This window comes from Cellulosimicrobium sp. JZ28 (assembly GCF_015327065.1).
Lineage (GTDB): Bacteria > Actinomycetota > Actinomycetes > Actinomycetales > Cellulomonadaceae > Cellulosimicrobium > Cellulosimicrobium funkei.
This window is the reverse complement of record NZ_CP017660.1, coordinates 2,456,107-2,479,352: the sequence shown is the minus strand read 5'-3', so window position 1 is coordinate 2,479,352 and position 23,246 is coordinate 2,456,107. Positions and strand designations below refer to the sequence as shown.

At 74.1% G+C, this 23,246-nt stretch carries 18 protein-coding genes; 16 read left to right on the top strand and 2 right to left on the bottom strand.

The window, feature by feature from the left end; translation table 11 throughout:
• The first annotated feature begins 45 nt into the window (after nucleotides 1–45).
• The 10 genes from BJP59_RS11345 (at nucleotide 46) to BJP59_RS11300 (ending at nucleotide 12,882) form a co-directional block, all read left to right on the top strand.
• Nucleotides 46–1,140 carry a 3-oxoacyl-ACP synthase III family protein gene (locus tag BJP59_RS11345; protein WP_228485016.1) on the top strand — a complete coding sequence of 365 codons (1,095 nt, stop codon included), beginning with the start codon at nucleotides 46–48 and terminating at the stop codon, nucleotides 1,138–1,140.
• The gene (locus BJP59_RS11340) at nucleotides 1,137–1,928 is read left to right on the top strand and encodes a glycosyltransferase family 2 protein (RefSeq protein WP_228485015.1); all 792 of its coding nucleotides are present in this window, start codon (nucleotides 1,137–1,139) and stop codon (nucleotides 1,926–1,928) included. The genes BJP59_RS11345 and BJP59_RS11340 overlap by 4 nt, the downstream gene beginning before the upstream one ends.
• The gene (locus tag BJP59_RS11335) at nucleotides 1,925–3,217 is read left to right on the top strand and encodes a cytochrome P450 (RefSeq protein WP_228485014.1); all 1,293 of its coding nucleotides are present in this window, start codon (nucleotides 1,925–1,927) and stop codon (nucleotides 3,215–3,217) included. The genes BJP59_RS11340 and BJP59_RS11335 overlap by 4 nt, the downstream gene beginning before the upstream one ends.
• A complete protein-coding gene (locus BJP59_RS11330; protein WP_194520973.1) occupies nucleotides 3,214–5,043 on the top strand; it encodes a class I adenylate-forming enzyme family protein in 1,830 nt (609 codons plus the stop codon). The genes BJP59_RS11335 and BJP59_RS11330 overlap by 4 nt, the downstream gene beginning before the upstream one ends.
• Entirely contained in the window at nucleotides 5,040–6,020 is a 981-nt protein-coding gene (locus tag BJP59_RS11325) for an NAD-dependent epimerase/dehydratase family protein (RefSeq protein WP_194520972.1), read from the top strand. Before BJP59_RS11330 ends, BJP59_RS11325 begins: the two co-directional genes overlap by 4 nt.
• Before the next feature lie 129 nt (nucleotides 6,021–6,149).
• Nucleotides 6,150–8,021, top strand: a complete 1,872-nt coding sequence (locus BJP59_RS11320) for an alpha-glucosidase (protein WP_194520971.1) — start codon at nucleotides 6,150–6,152, stop codon at nucleotides 8,019–8,021.
• A 376-nt stretch (nucleotides 8,022–8,397) separates the two neighbouring features.
• Nucleotides 8,398–10,311, top strand: coding sequence for an acetolactate synthase large subunit (locus BJP59_RS11315; RefSeq protein WP_034654410.1), 1,914 nt, complete (start codon nucleotides 8,398–8,400; stop codon nucleotides 10,309–10,311).
• A 98-nt stretch (nucleotides 10,312–10,409) separates the two neighbouring features.
• Nucleotides 10,410–10,934 (top strand): acetolactate synthase small subunit, encoded by a 525-nt coding sequence (gene ilvN, locus BJP59_RS11310; RefSeq protein WP_021481958.1) that lies wholly within the window; start codon nucleotides 10,410–10,412, stop codon nucleotides 10,932–10,934.
• Between the two features lie 114 nt (nucleotides 10,935–11,048).
• Entirely contained in the window at nucleotides 11,049–12,074 is a 1,026-nt protein-coding gene (ilvC, locus tag BJP59_RS11305; RefSeq protein ID WP_021481959.1) for a ketol-acid reductoisomerase, read from the top strand.
• Between the two features lie 268 nt (nucleotides 12,075–12,342).
• Nucleotides 12,343–12,882, top strand: a complete 540-nt coding sequence (locus BJP59_RS11300; RefSeq protein WP_074809855.1) for an ASCH domain-containing protein — start codon at nucleotides 12,343–12,345, stop codon at nucleotides 12,880–12,882.
• A gap of 73 nt (nucleotides 12,883–12,955) precedes the next feature.
• On the opposite strand, the gene BJP59_RS11295 is transcribed toward BJP59_RS11300, so the two are convergent.
• Entirely contained in the window at nucleotides 12,956–14,176 is a 1,221-nt protein-coding gene (locus BJP59_RS11295; RefSeq protein ID WP_194520970.1) for an ROK family transcriptional regulator, read from the bottom strand.
• A 132-nt stretch (nucleotides 14,177–14,308) separates the two neighbouring features.
• Here BJP59_RS11295 and BJP59_RS11290 point away from each other — a divergent pair, with 132 nt between their 5' ends.
• Together BJP59_RS11290 and BJP59_RS11285 are read left to right on the top strand one after the other, a co-directional pair.
• On the top strand, nucleotides 14,309–15,352 hold the full coding sequence (locus BJP59_RS11290) for a 3-isopropylmalate dehydrogenase (RefSeq protein ID WP_194520969.1): 1,044 nt from the start codon (nucleotides 14,309–14,311) through the stop codon (nucleotides 15,350–15,352).
• Between the two features lie 206 nt (nucleotides 15,353–15,558).
• Complete coding sequence (locus tag BJP59_RS11285; RefSeq protein WP_194520968.1) at nucleotides 15,559–16,692, top strand: branched-chain amino acid aminotransferase; 1,134 nt, start codon at nucleotides 15,559–15,561, stop codon at nucleotides 16,690–16,692.
• A gap of 118 nt (nucleotides 16,693–16,810) precedes the next feature.
• Here BJP59_RS11285 and BJP59_RS11280 read toward each other — a convergent pair whose 3' ends face one another.
• Nucleotides 16,811–17,404: a hypothetical protein gene (locus BJP59_RS11280; RefSeq protein ID WP_051028087.1), complete on the bottom strand. Its 594-nt coding sequence runs from the start codon at nucleotides 17,402–17,404 to the stop codon at nucleotides 16,811–16,813.
• Nucleotides 17,405–17,739: 335 nt separating this feature from the next.
• Here BJP59_RS11280 and cimA point away from each other — a divergent pair, with 335 nt between their 5' ends.
• The 4 genes from cimA to BJP59_RS11260 all read left to right on the top strand — a co-directional run bounded on the left by cimA (nucleotide 17,740) and on the right by BJP59_RS11260 (nucleotide 23,204).
• A complete protein-coding gene (gene cimA / locus BJP59_RS11275) occupies nucleotides 17,740–19,398 on the top strand; it encodes a citramalate synthase (protein WP_076405729.1) in 1,659 nt (552 codons plus the stop codon).
• A gap of 35 nt (nucleotides 19,399–19,433) precedes the next feature.
• Entirely contained in the window at nucleotides 19,434–20,483 is a 1,050-nt protein-coding gene (locus BJP59_RS11270; RefSeq protein WP_034654406.1) for a lipoate--protein ligase family protein, read from the top strand.
• A gap of 297 nt (nucleotides 20,484–20,780) precedes the next feature.
• Nucleotides 20,781–22,088 carry a sugar ABC transporter substrate-binding protein gene (locus BJP59_RS11265; RefSeq protein WP_034654404.1) on the top strand — a complete coding sequence of 436 codons (1,308 nt, stop codon included), beginning with the start codon at nucleotides 20,781–20,783 and terminating at the stop codon, nucleotides 22,086–22,088.
• 111 nt (nucleotides 22,089–22,199) lie between these two features.
• Complete coding sequence (locus BJP59_RS11260) at nucleotides 22,200–23,204, top strand: carbohydrate ABC transporter permease (RefSeq protein WP_085387622.1); 1,005 nt, start codon at nucleotides 22,200–22,202, stop codon at nucleotides 23,202–23,204.
• Nucleotides 23,205–23,246: the final 42 nt, after the last annotated feature.

Genomic DNA, 23,246 nt, shown 5'->3' with positions numbered 1-23,246 from the left:
GGACGACCGCCGTCCGAGAGGGTCTGCTTGGCTACTGTGTCGCGCGTGCCAGAGAACCCACCCCGCCCGGTAGCCCCCGGGTCCGCACCCGTGCGTCCCGCGGCGGTGATCGCCGCCGTCGGGGTCCACCTGCCCGAGCGCGTGGTCGACGTGCGCGAGGCGGAGCGCGCGCTCGCGGAGCGCAACCCGGGCGCGGCGCCGCGCGTGCCGATGGTCTCGCGCCTCACGGGCGTGCGGCAGGTCCACGTGCTCCCCGACGACTGGGACGCCTCCGACCTCGCCGTCGCGGCCGCGGAGAAGCTGCTCGCGACCCAGGGCCTCGCGCCCGACGACGTCGACCTGCTGCTCTTCGCCTCGGCGAGCCAGGACATGGTCGAGCCCGCGACGAGCCACATCGTCGCCGCGAAGCTCGGGGTCCGGGCGCCCGTCATGGACGTCAAGAACGCGTGCAACTCCGTGCTCAACGCGATCGAGGTCGCCGAGGCGCTCGTCGCGACGGGCCGGTACGGGACGGTCCTCGTCGCGTGCGGGGAGGCGCCGTCGCGCGCCGTGCGCTGGGACGTCCCCGACCGCGCGACCTACCTGCTCTCCGCCCCGGGCTACACCATGTCCGACGCCGGGGCCGCCGTCCTCGTGCGCCGCGCCACCGCGGCGGAGGCCGACGCGCGCGACGGCTCCGGCGCCCCCGCGCCCCGCGGCATCCTCGCGAGCTCGTTCGGCGCCGAGTCGACGCACTGGGACGTCGGCATGCTCCCCGGGGGCGGCACCGCGCACCCGCGCGACCTCGAGCGCACCTACTTCGAGATCGACGGGTCCCGGCTCCGGGACGCGTTCCTCGCGCTCGGGCCGGGCGTCGTCCTCGACGCGCTCGGCCGTGCGGGGCTCACGTGGGACGACGTCGCGCTCGTCGCCGTGCACCAGGTCGCCGTCGCCTACCTCGACGACGTGCACGCCGCGCTCGGCCTGCCGACCGGCCGCACGCTCGTCACCGTCGCCGACCACGGCAACGTCGCCTCCGCGACGCTCCCGCTGCAGCTCGCGACCGCGCTCGAGACAGGTCGGGTCGGGCCGGGCGACGTCGTCGTGCTCGTCGGCCTCGCGGGCGGCATCAGCATCGGCGCGACGGTGGTGCGGCTGTGAGCACCCGGCGGTTCACGCGAGGAGTGACGAGCACGCAGCGGCTCGCCGTCGTGGTGCCCGCGCGCGACGAGGCGCACGGGATCGTCGCGACGCTGGAGGCGCTGCGCGACCAGCAGGACACGGACTTCGACCTCGTCGTCGTGGACAACGGGTCGTCGGACGGCACGGGCGACCTGGTGCGCGCGACCGCGGCGGCGTGGGGCATGACGCGGTGGCGCGTCGTCGACGAGCCGCAGAAGGGCACGGGCGCGGCGGCCGACACGGGCATGCGGGCGGCGATCGCGCAGGGCGCGACGCACCTCGCGCGCACCGACGCCGACTGCCTGCCGCTGCCCGACTGGACCCGACGCGTGCGCGCCGCGTTCGCGAGCGGGCACGACCTCGTCGCGGGACGGCTCGTGCCGCGCACCGACGACCGCCCGGTCTCGCGCGTCCAGCAGGGCGTGCTCTCCGCGGCGGTGAGCGTCGCGAGCACGTTCGGGCGCTTCCGCCCCGGCAACCAGGACCCGTCCTACCTCGGGCCCTACGTCATGGCGCCGGGCTGCAACATGGCGATCACGGCGGCGCTGTACGAGGCGGCGGGCGGGTTCCCGCGCACCGCGATCGAGGACGTCCACGAGGACCGGGCGCTCGTCAACGCGGTGCGCCGCCTCACGCGACGGTACGGCGCGCACCGCGACGTCGTCGTGCGGGCCTCGACACGCCGCGCGCACGCGTGGGGCCTCGTCCGCACGCTCGGCTGGTACGCCGACCACCGCTACCGGCCCGAGCTCGTGGACATCCGATGACCGGTACGGCGCTCGCCCCCGCACCCGCCGGGCTCGCCGCGGCGATGCGCTGGGAGGAGCGGGTCCAGCGCGGGGCGCACCCGCTCGTCTACCCGGCGATCCGGGCCCTGCGGCACCGCGGCCCGGTCGTGCGCGTCCCCGGGATCGGGGTGGTCGTGTCCGACGCCGCGACGGCGCGCGCCGTGCTGCTCGACACCGAGCACTTCTCCAAGGTGGGCCCGGGGTCGCCGTCGGACCTGTGGACGCCCGTGCTCGGCCCGTCCGTGCTCCTCAACATGGAGGGCGCCGACCACGCGCGCCTGCGCCGGGCGCTGTCGGGTCTCTTCACGCCCCGCGCGGTGCGCGACCTCGTCGCGGTGAGCGTGCCCGACGTCCTCGCGGGCCTCGCTCCGCGGCTGCTCGCGGGGGAGCGCGTCGACCTCGTGGCGGAGACGGCGACCATGGCCGGGACGGTCGTCTGCGCGATGACCGGGCTGCCCCCGACGGACGCCGCCGTCCGTGAGGCGATGACCGCCGCGCAGTCCGTGGTCGGCCTCGTGCGCCTGCACCGGCGCAGCCTCACGCCCAGCCAGGTGCGGCACGCGCGCGCCGTCCTCGCACGGCTGTCCGCGCCGGCGCGCGACGCGTACCGCGCGGGGGACCCCGCGACCGTCCCCGGGCGCATGCGCGAGCTCGGGCTCTCGGAGGAGGAGGCGCTCGGCGCCGTCGGCGCGTTCGTCCTCACGGGCACCGAGACCATCCAGTCGTTCGTGCCGCGCCTCGTCGCGCTCGCCGCCGACACCGGCTGGCTCGACCGGCTCCTCGCGGCCGACCCCGGCGCCGGGCCGGAGGCCGCCGCGCTGCGCGGTCGCGTCGTCGAGGAGGCGCTGCGCGTCACGGCACCGACTCCCGCGATGCTGCGCTCGGTGCGCGCCGACGCGACCGTGGGCGACGTCCGCGTCCGCGCGGGCGACCGGGTCGTGATCGCGACGATCTCCTGCTGCCAGGACGCGGGCCCCTTCGACCCGGACGCCCCCGTCGACCCGGTGGTGCGGCACCTGTGGTTCGGCGCCGGACCGCACTTCTGCCTCGGGATGCCGCTCGCGACGGCCCAGGTCGACGCCGTCCTGGACGCCCTGCGCCCGGTCGCCGCGGCGGGTCGGAGCCTTCAGGTCACCGACCGCGCCGTCGCCCGCGGTGTGCTCATCCCGGCGTACCGCTCGCTCGTCGTGCGGGCGGTCGGCGGCGAGGTGCGCGCACCGGGCCCGGTCGCCGGATCGGCCGCGTCGTCGGCGGGGGAGGCGGCGTGACCGCGCCCGACGCCGTACCCCGCCACCTGCTCGCCCCGATCCTCGCCCGCGGGGCCGCCGGGCACGCGTCCGCCGACGCGGTCGCGCTCCGGCGCTGGACGCGGCCGGGCCGCCGCGGTGCGCGCGTGCGTGAGGAGGTCACGTACGCCGACCTCGCGCGGCGCGTCGAGGCGACCGCGACGGCGCTCGCGGCCGACGGCCTCGCGCCGGGCGACCGCGCCCTGTTCTCGGTGCGACCTCGGCCGGAGGGCGTCGTGCTCGCGTTCGGGGTCGTCCGGGCGGGCGGGACCGTCGTCTTCGTCGACCCCGGCTCGACGCCCGAGCTCTTCGCGGCGCGCGTGGGTGCAGCCGGGCCGTCGCTCGCGACGACCGAGTCGCTGCTCTACGCCGTCTCGCGCGGGCCGCTGCGCCGTCTGGCCCGGTCACGGGGCCTGCTCCTGCCCGACTACGCGAGCCTCCCGCTGCGGCACGTGCACGCCGGCCCGTGGCTCCCCGGGGTGCCGCGCGGCTCGCGCGCCGCCCGCCGCCTCGCCGCGAGCCCGGTCGACCGCGCGGCGCTGCCGCCGCTCGACCCGGACCGTGAGGCGCTCACCGTCTTCACGTCCGGCACGACGGCGCAGCCGAAGGCCGTCGTGCACACGGCCGGGTCGCTGCTCGCCGGGTGCGACCTGCTGCGCGACGTGTTCGCGCTCGCGCCGGGCGACGTCGTGCACACCGACCAGATGCTGCTCGGCGTCCCGGCGCTGCTCGCGGGTGCCACGTGGTCCGTGCCGGCCGACCCGCCGAGCCGCGACATCACGACCTTCGCGCGCCAGCTCGACGGCGCCGCGGGCACGTACCTCGTGCCCGCGGACGTCACGGCACTGCTCGACGCGATCGAGGCCGGGGCGGTGCCCGCGCACGGGCCGCGCGTCGCGCTCGTCGGCGGCGCTCCCGTGACCCGCGCGCTCCTGGAGCGCGCGACGCGCGTGCTGCCCGGCACGCGGTGGGTCGCGGTGTACGGGATGACCGAGATCCTGCCGGTCGCGGTGGTCGAGGCCCGCGAGAAGCTCGCGTACGCGGGCGACGGCGACCTCGTCGGCGTCCCGCTGCCCGGCACGGTCGCGCGGCTCGACCCGATCGAGGGCGAGGAGCCCGAGGACGGCCGCGACGACGGCGTCGGGGAGCTCGTGCTGTCCGGGCCGTCGCTCATGGCGGGCTACCTGCACGACCTCGACGCCCCTGCCCGGTGCGCGGGCGCACGGGCCGCAGAGCACCGCACCGGCGACCTCGCGCGCCTCGACGACGCGGGGCGGCTCGTCCTCGTCGGCCGCACGCGGGACATGATCATCCGCGGCACGACGAACATCTACCCCGGCCTCTACGAGCCGCGCGTCGCGGCGCTCGACGGCGTCGGCGAGGCGCTGCTCGTGGGGGTGCCCCAGGTGGACGGCGACGAACGGGTCGCGCTCGTCGTCACCTCGGCGTCGGAAGACTCTCGGCCGGACGCGGGCACCGGGACCGACCCTCGGCCCGACGCCGGTGCGGCGGTGCATCTGGACCCGCACCACCCGCTCGTGGACCGGGTGCGCACCGCGCTGCCGAGCGTTCTCGACCACGACGCGCTGCCCGACGTCGTGCTGCACGCCGACCGCGTGCCGCTCGCCGGTCGCTCGCGCAAGCCCGACCGGGCCGCGCTCTCGCGCGCCGCCGCGCAGTTGGTGGCCGCCGCGCCGCTCGGGAGCGCCGCGCCGACCGTGCCCGCCGCTCCGGCCGGACCCGTCGAGCCGGTGGTAGCCGCCGCGTCGACCGCCGTCGGCCGAGACACCCCCGGCACCCGCGCGTGAGGGTTGTCGTCACCGGGGCGTCGGGGTTCGTCGGGGGAGCGGTCGCGCGCGGGCTGGTCGCCGACGGCCACGAGGTCTGGACGTCCTCCCGCCGCGACCCGGCGGTCGACGGCGCCCGGCACCTCGCCTGGGACCTCACCACCGGTCCGCTCACCGACGCGCCCTCGGTGGACGCCGTCGTGCACGCGGGCGCCGCCGTGTCCGACTGGTGCGCGCTCGACGTCGCGCGCGCCACGAACGTCGCCGGGACGCTCGCGGTCCGCGACACGTTCCCCGGCGCGCGGTTCGTGCACGTCTCGTCCGGCAGCGTGTACGACCCGTACCGCCCGAGCGTCCGCGCCCGCGAGGACGAGGCGCCGGTCGCCCGGTACCTCGACGCCTACGGCACGACGAAGGCGGAGGCCGAGCGCGCGCTGGCCCGCGACGTCGCGCGGCACCCGGACCGAGGCGCTGTCGTCGTGCTGCGCCCGCACGCCGTCTACGGGCCGGGCGACACGACGCTCCTGCCGCGCGTCGAGGCCGCCGTACGGGGCGGACGGCTCGTCCTGCCCGGCGGCGGACGCGTGCTCCAGTCCCTGACCCACGTGGACACGCTGCTCGCCGCGGTGCGCGCCGCCGTCGTGCTGCCCGACGCCGCCGCCCGCGCGCCCGGCGGCGAGGGAGGGCCCACACCGGGGTGGCTCGTCGCGAACGTCGCCGACGCCGAGCCGGTGGTGCTGCGCGACGCGCTCGCCGACGCGCTGCGCCGCCGCGGTACCGCCGTGCGGGTCGTCGCCGTCCCGGGGCGCCCCGCCTGGGCGCTCGCGGGCGCGGTCGAGACGGTCGCCCGGCGGCTGCGCCGCCCCGAGCCGCCACGCCTGACCCGGTACGCGCTGAGCCACCTCGCGATGGAACGCACCTACGACCTCGCGGTCCTGCGCGACGTCCTGGGCGTCGACCCGCCCCCGACGTCGTTCGCCGGGGCGCACGCGTGGTGAGCGATGCACCGGTGCTCGCCCCGTCCTTCGACCCGGTCGTGGGGGACGTCCGCCCGGCGTGCCGGACGCGCGCCCCGCGGCACGGTCGGGCAGGGTGAGGGACGAGACCTGGAGCAGAGAGGACCGACGATGTCGCAGCACGCCCGGACCGAGGCCGAGGACGCACGCCGCGGGGGGTGGCCCGGCGCCGAGACGCCGGCGGAGGCCCCCTGGTGGACGCGCTCGGTCGTCTACCAGGTGTACCCGCGCTCGTTCCAGGACACCGACGGCGACGGCATCGGGGACCTCCCCGGGATCACGCGACGCCTCGACCACCTGGAGCGGCTGGGCGTCGACGTCGTGTGGCTGTCCCCGGTGTACCGGTCGCCGCAGGCGGACAACGGCTACGACATCAGCGACTACGAGGACGTCGACCCGCTGTTCGGGTCGCTCGCAGACCTCGACACCCTGATCGAGGGGCTGCACGCGCGCGGGATGAAGCTCGTCATGGACCTCGTCGTCAACCACACGAGCGACGAGCACCCGTGGTTCGTCGAGTCGCGCTCGTCCGCGCAGAGCCCGCGGCGCGACTGGTACTGGTGGCGCCCCGCGCGCGAGGGCATGGAGCCCGGCGCCCCGGGCGCCGAGCCGACGAACTGGCGCTCGTTCTTCGGGGGCAGCGCGTGGCGGTTCGACGAGGCCTCGGGCGAGTACTACCTGCACCTGTTCGACACCAAGCAGCCGGACCTCAACTGGGAGAACCCCGACGTCCGCGAGGCGGTCTACGCGATGATGCGGCGGTGGCTCGACCGCGGGGTCGACGGCTTCCGCATGGACGTCATCAACCTCATCTCCAAGGACGTCGCGCCCGACGGCTCGCTGCCCGACGGCGAGGTGCACTGGGGCACGTACGGGGACGGGAGCCCGCACTACACGGACGGCCCGCGCGTGCACGAGTTCCTCGCCGAGATGCACCGCGAGGTGTTCGCGCCGTACCTCGCCCAGGGCCGGGAGATCCTCACGGTGGGGGAGACGCCGGGCGTGACGGTCGAGCACGGCGTGCGGTACACCGACCCGGACCGTCGCGAGGTCGACATGGTGTTCCAGTTCGAGCACATGGGCATCGACCACGGCGCGACCCGCTACGACCCGGTCCGGTGGGACCTCGCCGACCTCAAGGCGACCCTCGGCCGGTGGCAGGCGGGCCTCGCCCACCGGGGCTGGAACGCCCTCTACTGGGACAACCACGACCAGCCGCGCGTCGTCTCGCGGTTCGGCGACGACTCCCCGGAGCACCGCGTCGCCTCGGCGAAGGCGCTCGCCCTCCTGCTGCACCTGCACCGCGGCACGCCGTACGTCTACCAGGGCGAGGAGCTCGCCATGACGAACGCGCCGTTCACGCGGATCGAGCAGTACCAGGACGTCGAGTCGCTCGGGTACTTCCGCGAGCTCACCGGTCGCACGGGCGCCCCGCGCCTGCGGACCGACGGCGAGATGCTCGCCGTGCTCGCGCACGCGAGCCGCGACCACGCCCGCACGCCCGTGCAGTGGGACGCGAGCGCGAACGCCGGCTTCACGACGGGGACGCCGTGGCTCGAGGTCAACCCCAACCACACGACGATCAACGCGGAGGCCGCCTGGGCCGACGAGGACTCCGTGCTGCACTTCTACCGGCGGCTCGTCGCGCTGCGCCGGGAGGAGCCGGTCGTCGCGCTCGGCGACTTCCGCATGCTGCTGCCTGACCACGAGGCGGTCTACGCGTTCACGCGCGCCCTCGACGCGCCCGGGCCCGACGGCACGACCGTCCGGGACGAGCTCCTCGTGCTCGTCAACGTCGGCGGCGTCCCGCAGGACGTCCCGACCGGGACGCTCACGGGCTGGGAGGAGGCGTCGGTCCTCGTGACCACGCACCCCGGGCGGGCTGACGACGGCGCCCGGCCGGGCGCCGTCGGGCACCTCGAGCCGTGGGAGGGGCGGGTGCTCCGGCGCACCGGGCCGCGCCCCGCACGTCCCAGTGCGTGAGACGGCCGCCTCGACACGTGACATCACCGGGACATGGGCGTACAGTCCCAGACGTGCAGACGATCCTCCTTGTAGTACTTCCTGAGCGCGCCGGCTGAGGCCACGCCACCAGGCTTCGTCAGCGCGCTCACCCCTCGTCCAGCCCGGCATCCCGGGTCCGAGGGGTTTTTTGTTGCCACCACAACGCCATCAGCACGGCAGACAGACCGCGGCAGGCCTACCCGGCCACCGCGAGCGCCGCACCCGCGAGACCCGCGAGGACCGGCACCCGCACACCGCGACCAGCACGACCGCACCACCACGGTCGGCTCCGGCTCCCGGCGGAGCGCCCCACGGGGCGCCCGCCGGGCCGAGGCCACGACACGCAGGAGACACCATGGCCCAGGGTCCCACCCCGGCACCTCCGCGACAGGGCGCCCCGGCGCCCGCCGCCGCGGCGCCGAAGCCCGCCCCGACACCCGCGTCGGTCGCCCCGCGCGGCGACGTCCGGCGCGCAGCCACGGCTCGCCCGGCCGGCGCCTCGAACGGCGCCCCGACGGGCGAGGAGATGACGGGCGCGCAGTCGATCGTCCGCTCGCTCGAGGAGGCCGGTGCCGAGGTCGTCTTCGGCATCCCGGGTGGTGCGATCCTCCCGACGTACGACCCGCTCATGGACTCCCAGCGCCTGCGCCACATCCTCGTGCGCCACGAGCAGGGCGGCGGCCACGCGGCGCAGGGCTACGCCCACGCGACGGGACGTGTCGGTGTCACGATGGCGACGTCGGGCCCGGGCGCGACGAACCTCGTGACCCCGATCGCCGACGCGAACATGGACTCGATCCCGCTCGTCGCGATCACGGGCCAGGTCGCCGAGTCGATGATCGGCACCGACGGCTTCCAGGAGGCGGACATCGTCGGCATCACGATGCCGATCACCAAGCACTCCTACCTGGTCACCGACCCGGACGACATCCCGCGCACCATCGCCGAGGCGTTCCACATCGCCTCGACCGGCCGCCCGGGCCCGGTGCTCGTCGACATCGCGAAGTCGGCGATGCAGTCCCGCACCACGTTCTCCTGGCCGCAGGACGTGCAGCTGCCCGGCTACCACCCGGTGACGAAGCCGCACAGCAAGCAGATCAAGGAGGCCGCACGCCTGCTCGCGACGGCCCGCCGCCCGGTCCTGTACGTGGGCGGCGGCGTGATCCGCGCGAACGCGTCGGCCGAGCTGCGCCGCCTCGTCGACCTGTCGGGCGCGCCCGTCGTGACGACGCTCATGGCGCGCGGCGCGGTGCCCGACACGCACCCCCAGAACCTCGGCATGCCCGGCATGCACGGGACCGTGCCGGCCGTGGCGGCGCTGCAGAAGGCCGACCTCGTCGTGTCGCTCGGCGCCCGCTTCGACGACCGCGTCACCGGCGCGCTGTCGAGCTTCGCCCCGCACGCGCAGGTGGTGCACGCCGACATCGACCCCGCGGAGATCGGCAAGAACCGCGACGTGGACGTGCCGATCGTCGGCGACCTCAAGGAGGTCATCACCGACCTGCTGCCGGAGCTCGAGCGTGAGCACGAGGCCAAGGGCAAGCCGGACGTCGAAGCCTGGTGGCGCCAGATCGACGACTGGCGCGAGACGTACCCGCTCGGCTACACGGAGCCCGACGACGGCCACCTCGCCCCGCAGCACGTCATCTCCCGCCTGGGCGAGATCTCGGGCCCCGAGTCGATCTACGTCGCGGGCGTCGGGCAGCACCAGATGTGGGCGGCCCAGTTCATCCGCTACGAGCACCCGCGGACGTGGCTCAACTCCGGAGGCCTCGGCACCATGGGCTTCTCGATCCCGGCGGCCATGGGCGCGAAGGTCGGACGCCCCGACGCCACGGTGTGGGCGATCGACGGCGACGGCTGCTTCCAGATGACCAACCAGGAGCTCGCCACCTGCACGATCAACGAGATCCCCATCAAGGTCGCGCTGATCAACAACAGCTCGCTCGGCATGGTGCGCCAGTGGCAGACGCTGTTCTACGACCAGCGCTACTCGAACACGGACCTGCACACCGGCCACGGCACGGCGCGCGTGCCCGACTTCGTCAAGCTCGCCGACGCGTACGGGTGCGAGGGCATCCGCGTCGAGTCGATGGGCGAGGTGGACGCCGCGATCAAGCGCGCGATGGAGATCGACGACCGTCCGGTCGTCATCGACTTCAACGTCTCGCGCGACGCGATGGTGTGGCCGATGGTCGCCGCCGGTGTGAGCAACGACGACATCCAGTACGCGCGGGGCATCTCGCCCGCCTGGGACCGGGAGGACTGAGCGGAATGCAGCGGAGGTTGAGGGCCGCAGCGAAGCAAGGCACTCGGCTGCAGCGCAATGCAGCCCCGATCCGACCCCTGTCCCTGGAGGACTGACCGATGTCCCGCCACACCCTCTCCGTGCTCGTCGAGAACAAGCCCGGCGTGCTGACGCGCGTCGCGGGCCTGTTCGCCCGCCGCGCCTTCAACATCCACTCCCTCGCCGTCGGCCCCACCGAGCACGAGGAGATCTCGCGCATCACCGTGGTCGTCGACGTGGAGGAGCGCCCGCTCGAGCAGGTGACGAAGCAGCTCAACAAGCTGGTCAACGTCATCAAGATCGTCGAGCTCGACTCGTCCGCGTCGGTCCAGCGCGAGCTCCTGCTCGTCAAGGTGCGTGCCGACGGCGCCCACCGCACCGGCGTGCTCGAGGTCGTCAACCTGTTCCGCGCGAAGGTGGTCGACGTCGTCCCCGACGCCGTGACCATCGAGGCGACGGGCACGGGGGAGAAGCTCGACGCGCTGCTCGGGGCCCTCGAGCCCTACGGCGTGCGCGAGATCGTGAAGTCGGGGACCGTCGCCGTCGGGCGCGGGTCCCGCTCCATCACGGACCGCGCGCTGGAACGCGTCGTCCGCTCCGCCTGACCATCGCCTACCCTCGCACCGAGACCCCCGTGGGCGTCGGCGCGCACCGGTCGCCGTTCCGCGCGACACCGCAACAGACCCCTGCACCGCAACGAAGAACCGAGGAGATCCATCGTGGCTGAGCTGTTCTACGACGACGACGCCGACCTGTCCATCATCCAGAGCAAGAAGGTCGCGATCGTCGGCTACGGGAGCCAGGGCCACGCGCACGCCCAGAACCTGCGCGACTCGGGCGTCGAGGTCGTCGTCGCCCTGCGCGAGGGCTCCAAGTCCGTCGCGAAGGCCCAGGACGAGGGCTTCGAGGTCAAGTCCGTGGCGGACGCCGCCGCGTGGGCCGACCTGATCATGATCCTCGCGCCGGACCAGCACCAGCGCTCGATCTACAACGACGAGATCAAGCCGAACCTCGCCACGGGCAAGACGCTCGCGTTCGCGCACGGGTTCAACATCCGCTTCGGCTACATCGAGGCCCCCGAGGGCGTCGACGTCATCCTCGTCGCCCCGAAGGCGCCGGGCCACACGGTGCGTCGCGAGTTCGTCGCGGGCCGCGGCATCCCGGACATCATCGCCGTCGAGAAGGACGCGTCGGGCCAGGCCTGGGACGTCGCGCTGTCGTACGCGAAGGCGATCGGCGGCACGCGCGCGGGCGTCATCAAGACGACGTTCACCGAGGAGACCGAGACCGACCTGTTCGGCGAGCAGGCCGTGCTCTGCGGTGGTGTGTCGCAGCTCGTCCAGTACGGCTTCGAGACGCTGACCGAGGCCGGCTACCAGCCGGAGATCGCGTACTTCGAGGTGCTGCACGAGCTCAAGCTCATCGTCGACCTCATGTGGGAGGGCGGCATCGCCAAGCAGCGCTGGTCCGTCTCCGACACCGCCGAGTACGGCGACTACGTCTCCGGCCCGCGCGTCATCGACGCCCGCGTCAAGGAGAACATGCAGGGCGTCCTCGCCGACATCCAGTCGGGCGCGTTCGCCAAGCGCTTCATCGACGACCAGGACGCTGGCGCGCCGGAGTTCACGGCGCTCCGCGAGAAGGCCGCGCAGCACCCGATCGAGAAGGTCGGCAAGGAGCTGCGGTCGCTGTTCGCGTGGAAGCAGCAGGACGCCGACTACACCGAGGGCAGCGCCGCACGCTGACGCAGGCAGGGCGACGGAGGAGCTCTTGCCGGAGTCGGCGGGAGGTGTCTGCCCGACCGGAGGTACCGAGGGCAGCGCCGCACGCTGATCCTCGACTTCTGAGCTCGGCTCACCTCTGGGGGTGGGTGACCCCTGTCGCGCGACAGGGGTCACCCACCCCTTCGTCGTCCCACCGGCCCGGCCGGCCGTTCGTCGTCGCGTCGCGACCGGCCGGGCCGGTGGGCGGGCGGTGCGGGTGGTGCGCGGCGCCGTGCGCCAGGATGGGGGCATGACCCGAGAGACGGACGAGGGAGACCCGGTGACGGACGACGTGACGGTGGACGAGCGGGCGGCGGAGATCCTGGCGTTCTGGGAGCTGGCGCGGCCCAGCGCGGGCATGGCGCGGCTCGGCGTCGTCACGGGCACCACGGTGTCCGAGAGCGTGCCGCCTCCGGCGTGGTCGTTCGGGGACAACCCGGCGCTGGCCGACGACCTGCTCATGGCGGTGCTCACGGGGGAGAAGACGGCGACGTCGTCGGCGCTGTGGGAGTACGAGGAGACGGGCGAGGCGGTGCCGCGCGTCGGCGAGCTGTCGATCCTGCTCGACGGCGCGGGCCACCCGCGCGCGCTGATCCGCACGACGTCGGTCGAGGTGGTCGCGTTCGAGGACGTCGACGCGGACTTCGCGCACGCGGAGGGCGAGGACGACCGGTCGCTGGAGTCGTGGCGCGTCGAGCACGAGAAGTACTTCCGCCGGGTGCTGTCGCGCGAGTTCGCGCCGGACATGCCGCTGGTGTGCGAGCGGTTCGAGCTGCGCTACCCGCGCTGAGCGCGGCGAGGATGAGCGGTGGCCGGCCGTGCCACGGTCGGCCGGCCACCGCTCGCGAGGTAGGTGAAGAGGACTACCCCGGGACGGAGGGCGCGACGACCGGGTGGTCCGGTCGTCCCGCGGCGGCGAGCAGGAGGGCGCGCACGTCCTCGGCGACGACGGAGCGCGCGCCGCGCAGGACGGCGAGCTCGGGGACGGCGCTCGCGACGACCGCTCCCGTCCGCTGGTCGGTGCCGCGCAGGACGGCGGCGGTCGCCTCGGCGAGCGCCGCACCGCACGCGACGCCCGTGGGCCCGCCGAGCACGACGGCGTCGGGCTCGAGGATGGCGACGACGGGCTGGAGGACGATCGCCACGCGGAGCGCGAGGTCCTGCACGAGGTCGTGCACGGCGGTGCTGTCGCGGTGCGCGGCGAGGGCGGCGACGGCGTCGCCGTAGGAGGAGCCCTCCTCGGTGATGCCGGGGACCCCCGCGCGGGCGCAGAGCTCGACGAGGCGGAGACCGCCGACGAGGTCCTGCACGTTGACCGAGTCGTCGATGCCGGCGGCGGGCACGGGGAGGTAGCCGATCTCACCGGCGCCACCCGCGGTGCCGTGGTGCACGCGGCCCTCGAGCCACGCGCCCATGCCGATGCCCTCGCCCAGCCACAGCAGCGCGAAGCTCTCCTCGTCGCGGCCGGCGTCGCGCTCGGCGATCGCGGCGAGGTTGACGTCGTTCTCGACGTGGACGTCGATGCCGAGCGCGTCCTGGAGGTGCGCGCGCAGCCCGCGGCGCGGCCAGCCGGGGAGCTCCCCGACGAGGGCGATGTCGCCGGTGCGCGGCGCGACGGCGGCCTGCACGCCGACGACCGCGGTCGCGACGCGGGAGACGGGGATGCCGGCGTCGGCGCAGGCCTCGTCCCGCGCGGCGAGGACGTCGGCGGCTGCCGAGCGCTCGGGACCGGCGGCGACGGTCGTCTCGCCGAGCGTGCGGCCGAGCGCGTCGACGACGCTGGCGCGCACCCCGGCGGGCACGACGTCGAGCGCGAGTCCCACGACGACGTCGGTCCGGGCGGCGTACTGCGTGGCCTGGGGGCCGCGCGCGCCCTGCACGGAGCCGGTGGGCTCGATGAGTCCCGACTGCTCGAGCCGTGCGACGATCTGGGAGGCGGTCGGTCGCGAGACGCCGGTGCGGTCACCGATCTGGGACCGGGTCAGCGGCCCGACGTCGAGGAGGAGCTCCAGGGCCGCGCGGTCGTTGATGGTGCGCAGGAGCCCCGGGGTGCCGGGAACCCTCGACGTGGCGGGCGCGGTCATGGTCGGTCCTTCGACGGGCTTTAGGAAAGTTTACTAATAGTGGACCGCCTACGCGCGGAACGCAACTCGATGCCCGTCCGAGACGTGAGACCACCGTCCCGAAGCGTGGCGGCGCGGCGTAGGCTCGCCGGCATGACGCGCACCATTGATCTGGCAGTCGTGGCCGGCGACGGCATCGGGACCGAGGTCGTCGAGCAGGGGCTCGCCGTGCTCGAGGCCGCCGTGGCCGGCTCGGACGTGAAGGTCTCCACGACGCCGTTCGACCTGGGTGCGCGCCGCTGGCACGCCACGGGGGAGACGCTCACCGACGCGGACCTCGACGCGATCCGCGGGCACGACGCGATCCTCCTGGGCGCGATCGGCGACCCGAGCGTCCCGTCCGGCGTCCTCGAGCGCGGCCTGCTGCTCAAGCTGCGCTTCGCGCTCGACCACTACGTCAACCTCCGCCCGGGCAAGCTGTACCCGGGCGTCACGTCGCCGCTCGCCGACCCGGGCGGGATCGACTTCGTCGTCGTGCGCGAGGGCACCGAGGGCCCGTACGTCGGCAACGGCGGCTCGCTCCGCACGGGCACGCCGCACGAGATCGCGACCGAGGTCTCCCTCAACACGGCGTTCGGCGTCGAGCGCGTCGTGCGCGACGCGTTCGCCCGCGCCCAGGCGCGTCCGCGCAAGCACCTCACGCTCGTGCACAAGCACAACGTCCTCGTGCACGCGGGCCACCTGTGGCGTCGCACGGTCGAGGCCGTCAACGCGGAGTTCCCCGACGTCACGACCGACTACCTGCACGTCGACGCCGCGACGATCTTCCTCACGACGAAGCCCTCGCGCTTCGACGTGATCGTCACCGACAACCTGTTCGGCGACATCCTCACCGACCAGGCCGCCGCGATCACGGGCGGGATCGGCCTCGCCGCGTCCGCGAACATCAACCCCGACCGCACCGCGCCGTCGATGTTCGAGCCCGTGCACGGCTCGGCACCGGACATCGCCGGGCAGGGCAAGGCCGACCCGACCGCCACGGTGCTGTCGGTCGCGCTGCTCCTCGACCACCTGGGCCTCGGCGACGAGGCGCAGCGCGTCGAGGCGGCCGTCGCCGCCGACCTCGCCGAGCGGGGGAGCCGAGTACGCTCGACGGCCGAGGTGGGCCGCGAGCTCGCCGCTCGCGTCGCCGGCTGACACGCCGTCACGGGCCCTCGCGGGCCCGGGCACCGGTTCGCCGCAGTCCCCGCACCTCGGTCGTCATCGCCCCAGGACCGGATCCCTCCCGTTCTGACCCGGTGGCGCCCCGCGTCGTCGTGCCCTCGCGCGGATCTCCGCACGAGCCGCACCGGCGTGGAAAACTAGGCGGAGACCACCCGGGTCGCCAGGTGAAAGGCCTCATGATGAGCACCCTCGCAGCGCAGCACCAGCCGTCCTCCTCGGCGGAGGACCTCGTCGCCCTGTTCGACGTCCGCCCCACGGACTCCCCGACGCCGCCCGCCGAGCGCGAGGCCGCCATCGCGGCCCCGAAGTTCGGCACCGTCTTCACGGACCACATGGCGCGGATCAGCTGGAACTCGACCGACGGGTGGGTCGACCGCCGCATCGAGAGGTACGGCCCGCTCCTCCTGGACCCGGCGACCGCCGTCCTGCACTACGCGCAGGAGATCTTCGAGGGCATGAAGGCGTACCGCCACGCCGACGGTTCGGTGTGGACGTTCCGGCCCGAGGCCAACGCCGCGCGCTTCGCCCGCTCGGCGCACCGCCTCGCGCTGCCCGCGCTGTCGGTGGACGACTTCGTCGGCTCGATCACCGCGCTCGTGCGCACGGACGTGGACTGGGTCCCGTCGGGCGAGGAGGCGAGCCTCTACCTGCGCCCGTTCATGTACGCCTCGGAGGCGTTCCTCGGCGTGCGCCCGTCGCTCGAGGCGGAGTACCTCGTCATCGCGTCGCCCGTCGGCCCGTACTTCTCGGGCGGCGTGAAGCCCGTGTCCATCTGGGTGGACCGCGAGTACAGCCGCGCCGGCGCGGGCGGCACCGGCGACGCGAAGTGCGGCGGCAACTACGCCTCGAGCCTGCTCCCGCAGGTGGTCGCGCAGCAGCACGGGTGCGAGCAGGTGTGCTTCCTCGACTCCGCGACGCGCACCTTCCTCGAGGAGCTCGGCGGCATGAACGTGTTCGTCGTCAAGGCCGACGGCTCGGTCGAGACGCCGGAGCTCAGCGGCTCGATCCTCGAGGGCGTGACGCGCTCGTCGATCATCCGCCTCCTCACCGACCGCGGGCACGAGGTCGTCGAGCGCCGCATCCCGCTGGCCGACGTCCTCGCCGGGATCCGGGACGGCTCCGTCACGGAGGTCTTCGCGTGCGGCACCGCCGCCGTGATCACGCCGATCGGCCGGCTCGCCGGCTCGGACTTCGACCACACGATCGGCACCGGCGAGGCGGGCTCGCTGACCATGACGATCCGCACCGAGCTCACGGACATCCAGACCGGCCGCGCCGCCGACCGCCACGGCTGGCTGCGCCGGCTCGCCTGAGCGCCGGCTGCGTCGGCTCGCCCGAGCCCGCCCGCACGACACGGGGCGCCCCTCCCGCGGGAGGGGCGCCCCGTGTCGTACGGACTGCGGCGCGGTGGGTCTGCCCGGGTGCTCCGGGTCAGACGACGGGCGCGGGCCGCGCGACGATCGTCCGCCCCGCGACGCCTGCGAGCAGCGACCACACCGCGACGCCGATGAGCAGGTTGATGAGCCCGGACAGCGCCGCCGCGGTGACGTCGCTCGACCACGCGAACGGCAGGACGGCGATCGCCACCACGACGAGCGCCATGATCCAGCCGAAGAACGCGCGCGGCCGGGGCGTGCTGAGGATGAGCAGGTGCAGCACCCCGGCGGCGAGCAGCGCGAGGATCGCGCCGTCGATCGCCCACGCCGCCTGGCGCGACCCCGTGGCGAAGAGGTCGGGCGGCGGGACGAGGGTGATCGCGAAGATGCGCTCGAAGATGATCACGCCGAGCAGCCCGATGAGGGCGGCGACGAGCGCGGTAGCGGCGGCTCCCGCCCAGAACCGGCCGGCCTCGACCGTGAGGCGCGGGTCCGCCGGGCTCACGGGGGTGCGGGGCTCGGGGAACTGGGCCTGCGGGTCCGTCGGGCGGATCGCCGGGGGCGGGGACTGCGGGGGGACCGGCGGCTGGCCGTAGCGCCGCGTCGGAGGGTTCTGCGGGTCGTAACCACCCGGGGTCGGGTCGCTCATCGTCACTCCTCGCTCGGTCGCCGTCGCGCCGACGGGCGGCGGGCGGCTCAGTGGATGGACGCTCTGGTCCATCCTGGCGGAACCTGTGGCACCATGTGCCCTGTGACACACCTCGTCTCCCAGCTCATTATCGAGTAGCGCGCCCGGTAGCACCCACCGGACGCGCAGACCTCCCGCACCCTCGGGGGGTTTTTTTGTTGCTGGGCACCACCTCCGCCCGGCGGCACGGATGCCGGGCCCACCGCCTCACGAGGGCCCCGCCCGGCGTCGGGAGACGCACCGCAGGGGCGGGCGCAGCGACGCCCGCGACACGACGAACGGCAGGAAGAGGCACCATGACCTCGGCGACGACCCCCGGGACCGGTCCCCACGAGCCCCGGGTCTTCCACGTCTACGACACGACCCTGCGCGACGGCGCGCAGCAGGAGGGCATGAACCTCTCCGTCGCCGACAAGCTCGCCATCGCCCCGCTGCTCGACGAGCTCGGCGTCGGCTTCATCGAGGGCGGCTGGCCGGGCGCCGTGCCCAAGGACACCGAGTTCTTCCGCCGCGCGGCGAAGGAGCTCGACCTGCGCCGGGCGGTGCTCGCGGCGTTCGGCGCGACGCGCAAGGCCGGGCTGCGGGCCTGGGACGACCCGCAGGTGCGGGCGCTCGTCGACTCCGAGGCGCCGGTGGTCACGCTGGTCGCGAAGTCCGACGTCCGGCACGTCGAGCGCGCGCTGCGCACGACGCCCGACGAGGGTCTCGCGATGATCACCGACACGGTGTCGTTCCTCGTGGGCGAGGGGCGCCGGGTCGTCGTCGACGCCGAGCACTTCTTCGACGGCTACCGGTACGACGCGGCGTTCACGCGCGCGGCCGTGCAGGCCGCGTTCGAGGCGGGCGCCGAGGTCGTCGCGCTGTGCGACACGAACGGCGGCATGCTCCCCACGTGGGTCGCCGAGACCGTCGCGGAGCTGCGCGACGCCGTCGGGCTCCCGCACGGGCGCGACGCGCTGCCGGGGGACGCGCTGCTCGGGATGCACGCGCACAACGACTCGGGCTGCGCCGTCGCGAACACGCTCGCCGCCGTCGAGGCGGGCGCCGCGCACGTGCAGGGCACGGTGAACGGGTACGGGGAGCGCACGGGCAACGTCGACCTGCTCACGGTCGTGGCGAACCTCGAGCTCAAGCACGGGGTGCGCACGCTCACGGGCGAGGGCCTGGAGGAGGCGACGCGCATCTCGCACGCGATCAGCGAGATCACGAACATCTCCCCGTACGCGCGCCAGCCGTACGTCGGGGCGAGCGCGTTCGCGCACAAGGCGGGCCTGCACGCGAGCGCCATCAAGGTCGACCCGGACCTGTACCAGCACATCGACCCGACGGCGGTGGGCAACGACATCCGCATGCTCGTCTCCGACATGGCGGGCCGGGCGTCGATCGAGCTCAAGGGGCGCGAGCTCGGGTTCGACCTGTCGGGCCAGGGCGACCTCCTCACCCGCGTGACGAACCGCGTCAAGGACGACGAGGCGCGCGGCTACACGTACGAGGCTGCCGACGCGTCGTTCGAGCTGCTGCTGCGCGAGGAGATCGCGGGGGAGCGCCCGCCGTACTTCCGGGTCGAGAGCTGGCGCACGATCGTCGAGCGCGCCGGGTCGCGCGGCACCGAGGCGACGGCGGAGGCGACCGTCAAGCTGCACGCCGGGGGCGAGCGCATCGTCTCCACGGGCGAGGGCAACGGCCCCGTCAACGCGCTCGACCACGCGCTGCGGCTCGCGCTCGGGCGCGTCTACCCGGAGATCGAGGTGTTCGAGCTCATCGACTTCAAGGTGCGCATCCTCGACACCGAGCAGGGCACGGACGCCATCACGCGCGTGCTCATCGAGACGACCGACGGCTCGACGTCGTGGTCGACGGTCGGCGTCGGGCCCAACCTCATCGAGGCGGCCTGGGAGGCGCTCACCGACTCGGCGATCTACGGGCTGGTCCACGCGGGCGTCGAGCCGCGCTGAGCCGGAGGTGCGCGCGTCGGGCTTAGGGTGGACGCGTGCGTGGTGAGTACAAGGTCCCCGGTGGCAAGCTCGTGGCGGTCGACGTCGAGGTGGAGGCCGGGCGGCTCGCCCGGGTCGCGGTCAGCGGCGACTTCTTCCTCGAGCCGGACGACGCGCTCGAGGACATCGACGGCGCCCTGACGGGCATGCCGGAGACGGCGACGGTCGCACAGCTCGCGAGCGCCGTGCAGGCCGCGCTCGGGCCCGACGTGACGATGGTCGGGTTCTCGCCCGAGGCGGTCGCGATCGCGGTGCGCCGGGCGCTCGGCCGGGCGACGGGGTGGGGCGACCACACGTTCGAGATCGTGCACGAGGGGCCCGAGGAGCCGGCGATGCACCTCGCGCTCGACCAGGTGCTGACGGAGGAGCTCGACGAGGGCCGTCGCGGCCCGACGCTGCGGATCTGGGAGTGGGCGTCGCCCGCGGTGATCATCGGCTCGTTCCAGTCGCTGCGCAACGAGGTCGACCCGGAGGGCGCGGAGCGGCACGGGGTGACGGTCGTGCGGCGCATCTCGGGCGGGGGCGCGATGTTCGTCGAGCCGGGGAACACCATCACCTACTCGCTGTACGTGCCGGGGTCGCTCGTCGAGGGGCTCAGCTTCGAGCGCTCGTACGCGTTCCTCGACGACTGGGTGCTGGGCGCCCTCGCCGACCTGGGCGTGGAGGCGACGTACAAGCCGCTCAACGACATCGCGTCGCCGGCCGGCAAGATCGCGGGCGCGGCGCAGAAGCGGCTGCGCGGGGGAGCGGTGCTCCACCACGTGACCATGGCGTACGACATCGACGCCGACAAGATGACCGAGGTGCTGCGCATCGGGCGCGAGAAGCTCTCGGACAAGGGCACCACGAGCGCCAACAAGCGCGTCGACCCCGTGCGCTCGCAGACGGGCATGGCGCGCGAGGACGTCATCGAGGCGTTCAAGGACCACTTCCGCTCGCGGTACCGCACGGTCGAGGGTGCGGTCACCCCCGAGGAGCGCGAGCGCGCGCAGGAGCTCGCGCGGACGAAGTTCTCCACGCCGGAGTGGACCGCGCGCGTCCCGTGACGCGCGGGGTGGTGCGCCGGGACGTGCGCGGCCGGCGCGGGAGTGTGACGCCCGCCCGCGGGCAGGGCCCCGCGGCCTGAGCGGTCGCCAGAGGCGGGCGACGCCCGGCGATTGTTAAGAACGTGCAACATCTGCCGCCGTGGCTTCCGTTCGCGCACGCGTGGCAGTAATCTCCACACATACGTCCACTGATGGAAGTAAGTTTCACACCGCGGGAGCCGACCGGCCGCGCGGGACCGTCAGGACACACGACCCGGCCGTTCCCCCGACGGCCGACCAGAAAGGAAGTGTCACGGCATGCAGCGACGCAGCACGGTGGCCGTCACGGGCACCCTCGTCCTCGCGCTCGGCCTGGCCGCGTGCAGCTCCGGCGGCGGGTCCGGCTCCGAGGGGACCGGTGGCGACGACGCGACCGACTTCTCGGGCGAGACCCTCACCGTCTGGATCATGGAGGGCACCAACCCCGACGCGGACGCGTTCTTCGACGAGGTGACGACCGCGTTCAAGGACGAGACCGGCGCCGACCTCCAGATCGAGTTCCAGCCGTGGGCCAGCGCCCACGACAAGTTCACGACCGCCATCGCCGGCGGCACGACGCCGGACGTCGCCGAGGTGGGCACCACCTGGACGGGCGAGTTCGCGGACGTCGGCGCGCTCGCCGACCTCTCGGACCGGATCGCGGACGCCGGCCTCGAGGACGACCTCGTCCCCGGGCTCGTCGAGTCCGCGACCCTCGACGGCGGCGTCTACGGCATGCCGTGGTACGCGGGCGTGCGCTCGGTCGTCTACCGCGCCGACCTCTTCGAGGCCGCGGGCATCGAGACCCCGACGTCGTGGGACGAGCTCGTCGCCGCGGCGGACGCGCTCAAGGCGGCGAACCCGGAGATCATCCCGTTCCCCGTCGCGGGCGACAGCCAGTACGGCGCCATGCCGTTCGTCTGGGGCGCGGGCGGTGACCTCGCGGTGAAGGACGGCGACACCTGGACGTCGGAGATCAGCTCGCCGGAGTCGGTCGAGGGCCTCGAGTTCTACACCGGCCTCGCGACCGAGCACGGCTTCTCGACCGCCGCCGCGACGACGTGGAAGGAGACGGACCTCCTCGCCGCGTTCGAGCAGGGCCAGGTCGGCATGATGATCTCCGGCAGCTGGACGCCGGGCAAGATCCTCGCCGACGTCCCGGACATGGAGGGCAAGATCGGCGCCTTCCCGATCCCCGGCCAGACCGAGGGTCTGTCCGACTCGTTCCTCGGTGGCTCGCACCTCGGCGTCTTCGAGGCCAGCGAGAAGCAGGACCTCGCGTGGAAGTTCGTCGAGATGATGACGACCGGCGAGTTCGCGCAGGCGTGGGGCGAGCAGTCCGGCTACTTCCCGGGCCAGACGTCGCTCCTCGAGAAGGTCATCGAGGAGGACGACCCGATCGTCGCGCCGTTCGCCCAGCAGATGGTCGAGGCCGGCCGCTCGGTCCCGGTCACGCCGCTCTACGGCCAGATCCAGGGCAAGAAGACGCTGGAGACGATGCTCCAGTCCGTCCTGTCGGGCAGCGCGACCGTCCAGGAGGCCGCCGACACCGCGGCCGCCGACATGGACGAGACGTTCGGCTCCTGACCTGACGCGTCCGGCCGCGGGCAGCCCGCCCGCGGCCGGACGCCGCCCTCCGGCGGCGCCCGACCGCCGGCGCCCGCACCACGCCCCGCACCCCGCGACAGGACCTCTCCCATGGCAGACCTTCGAGCCGCGCCCGGCGCCTCGCCGGCCCCGGCCGCCCCGGCCGACCGGCCGCCGTCGAGCACCGTGCCGACCGCCGCACGACGGCGCCGCACGGGCCTCGGCCACCGTTCCCCGCTGCGCCCCTGGCTGCTGCTGGCCCCGGGACTCGTCGTCCTCGGCGTCCTGCTCCTGTGGCCGCTCGTGCGCGTCGTGCTGCTCTCGCTGCAGGACTACGGCCTGCGGCAGATCGCGAGCGGCGAGTCGAACTGGATCGGGCTCCAGAACTACGCCGACCTGCTCGGCGACAGCTACCTGTGGACCACGGTCCTGCCCAACACCGTGCTGTTCGCCCTCGCGTGCGTCGTGCTCACGGTCGCGCTCGGGACGGCGGTCGCGCTGTTCCTCAACACGCTCGGCGGGTTCTGGCGGGGCGTCGGCGCGACGGCGATCATGGTCGCCTGGGCGGTCCCGGCGATCACGGGCACGTACGTGTGGGTGTGGATCTTCGATCCGCTGAACGGCCTCGTCGCCTCGGTGCTGGAGGGCGTGGGCGCGATCGAGCCCGGCACGGTCAACTGGTTCACGGAGCGCCTGTCGTTCTACGCGATCGCGACGCTCAACGTGGTGCACCACGGGTTCCCGTTCGTCGCGATCACCGTGCTCGCGGGGCTCATGACGATCCCGCACGAGCTGCACGAGGCCGCCAAGGTCGACGGCGCGACGGCGTGGCGCCGGTTCTGGGCCATCACCGCGCCCATCCTGCGCCCCGTGTTCGCGGTCGTGACGATCCTGTCGACCATCTGGGACTTCAAGGTCTTCACGCAGATCTACCTCATGCCCGGCGGCAACGGCGGGAACAAGGACGTCTTCAACCTCGGCGTGTGGTCGTACATCCAGTCGTTCGCGCAGGGCAAGTACGGCATGGGCGCGGCGATCGCGGTCCTGCTGACTCTCATCCTGCTCGGCATCACGCTCGTGTACATGCGCACCCTGTTCAAGGAGGAGGAGCTGTGAGCGCCGCCGTCGTCGACACCCGCGCCACGCCCGGGCCCGGTG